Genomic DNA, 2061 nt, shown 5'->3' with positions numbered 1-2061 from the left:
GTGGCCTGGGCCGGCGGGGCGAAGCCGGGGGCGCTGGCCCGTGCGGCGGCGGGCGGGGCGGCCTCCTCGGCGACCTCGCCGGCGATCCTCTTCAGAAGCGCGTCGAGACCGCCGTCGAAGCCCTGGCCGACGGCGGCGAAACGCCAGACGTCCTTCAGGTAGAAGTCGCCGAGCATCACCGCACGCTCGGTGGAGAACTCCGAACCCGTGAAGGCGTACCGCACCACTTCTTCGCCGCCCGCGACGATCCGGATGTACCCCGGACCGATCTGGGACATCTGCCCGGCGCCGTCGAGCGTCGCGGTGAAGGAGAGCTTCTGGATGGCCGCCGGAATGCGGTCGAGCGTGACGCGGAAGGACTCGGTGTCACCGGACTGCGCACCGAGGAGCTGGATGGACTCCTCGGGCGATTTCGGCTGGTTGAAGAAGATGAAGTACCGGTCGTCGGAGAGCTGCTCGTCGGCGTCGAGCCCGAAGCAGCTGATGTCGAAAGTCAGCCCCGGAGCCGCGATCTGCACACCTACGTACAGATCCGTCCCTGCCGTGAGATCACTGATCTTGGCCTTGTGGCCGCGTTGGAATTCCCTGGCCATGCGTAACGACCGTCCCCCATCCCGAAGGTAAATGCGTCGCGTCAGGCTAACCGCAAACGACGACATCGGACCAAGCCGGTACACACCCGGTACAGAATCGGCGAACGCCGAGGATCCCGGTCACTCCTCGCGGGCGGCGGGCAGATGGGGCAGCTGCTCGGCCGCCACCACGCCCTCCAGATACCCACGGGCGCGCTCGGTGCGCGGATACGCCTCCAGCAGCCGCCAGAACCCTGGACCGTGCCCGGGAACGAGCAGGTGCGCCAGCTCGTGGAGGAGCACGTAGTCGACGACGTACTCCGGCATGCCCTGCAGCCGGTGCGAGAGTCTGATGCTGCCCTCGGCGGGGGTGCACGAGCCCCAGCGGGTGTTCTGGTTGGTCACCCAGCGCACCGAGGCGGGCCTGGCGCGACCGTCGAAATACTGGGCGGACAGCCGGGCGGCACGCTCCGTGAGCTCGGTGTCGCCCAGGTGGCGCTTGCTCTCCTGGGCGGCGAGCTTGTCCAGCATCACGCCCACCCAGCGCCGCTCCTCCGCCTGTGACATCCGGGCGGGGATGAGCACGATCGTGCGGTCGCCCTCGCGGTAGGCGGAGACCGATTTCCTGCGCCGGGTGCTCCGGCGGACCTCGACAGCGCTCGTCGCCGCAGCGCGGGCCGGATGGGCTGCCGCGCTGCGCTGATGGCTTCCGGCGCTGGGCGCGGGGGGCTCCCCGGCGAAGCCGGACGACGGGTCGGCGGGCACGCCACGACGTTACCCGCTGTCCGTGGGGGAAGTCCCGCCCCGGGACGGTTCGGCCGCTGCGGGAACGGTTCGGCGGCGACGGGAACGGTTCCCGTAGTGGCGGTCCACGGATTGCATGATTAACAGCCCGCACCTGTGGACAACTTTGCGCGCGGTCCGGAGCGGGCCCGCATTCTGGCGGTGGTCCTGCGGAAAGATCCGCAGATCATCCGGTCTGCGGGCGCACCCGTGCCCGTGACACCGCTCGGGGGGAGAAGTCGTGTATCCGATGCTGAAGCCCGCACTGCGTCGCGCCTGGCGTGGACGGAACACCGTGCAGTTCGGTGTGACACCCGCGCATGCCGTGACGCTCGGACCGGTGGACATCGCCACGGGAAGCTTCCTGGAGCTGCTCGACGGCACGCGTGGTCTGCCGCTGCTGCACGAGGAGGCACGCGCCCTGGACCTGTCGGAACATCATGTGGATCTGCTGCTGCGCCGGTTGACGGAGGCCGGACTCCTCGACGATCCCAGGTCGGCGGTCCCGGAATCCGATGTGCTGTGCCGTCGCGCCGAAGTGATGGACCGCCAGCGACCCGACGTGGCCTCGCTGTCGGTCGTCCGGCCCGAGCCGGGCGGTGGGCTCCGCCGGATGGCGGCCCGGCGGGCTGCCACATCACGCCGTTCCCCCACGGACTCCGGGGGAAGGCCCCCGGGCCCGCTCCCCGGCGGGCGAGGACGGGCG

Annotated in this window: 2 protein-coding genes and 1 pseudogene; 1 reads left to right on the top strand and 2 read right to left on the bottom strand. The window is 70.4% G+C overall.

Going from position 1 to position 2061, the window contains the following annotated elements:
- Together JS521_RS35395 and JS521_RS35390 are read right to left on the bottom strand one after the other, a co-directional pair.
- Positions 1-593, bottom strand: a 593-nt coding sequence (locus tag JS521_RS35395; RefSeq protein WP_205086950.1) for a TerD family protein, incomplete at its 3' end; no start/stop codon positions are given.
- Between the two features lie 120 nt (positions 594-713).
- Positions 714-1337, bottom strand: coding sequence for a M48 metallopeptidase family protein (locus JS521_RS35390; RefSeq protein ID WP_205086949.1), 624 nt, complete (start codon positions 1335-1337; stop codon positions 714-716).
- A gap of 259 nt (positions 1338-1596) precedes the next feature.
- Here JS521_RS35390 and JS521_RS35385 point away from each other — a divergent pair.
- Positions 1597-2061: pseudogene (locus JS521_RS35385) on the top strand (hypothetical protein); the annotation flags it as partial.

It is taken from the genome of Streptomyces durocortorensis (assembly GCF_016901035.1).
Taxonomy (GTDB): Bacteria; Actinomycetota; Actinomycetes; order Streptomycetales; family Streptomycetaceae; genus Streptomyces; species Streptomyces durocortorensis.
This window is presented reverse-complemented; position numbering and strand designations above follow the sequence as displayed.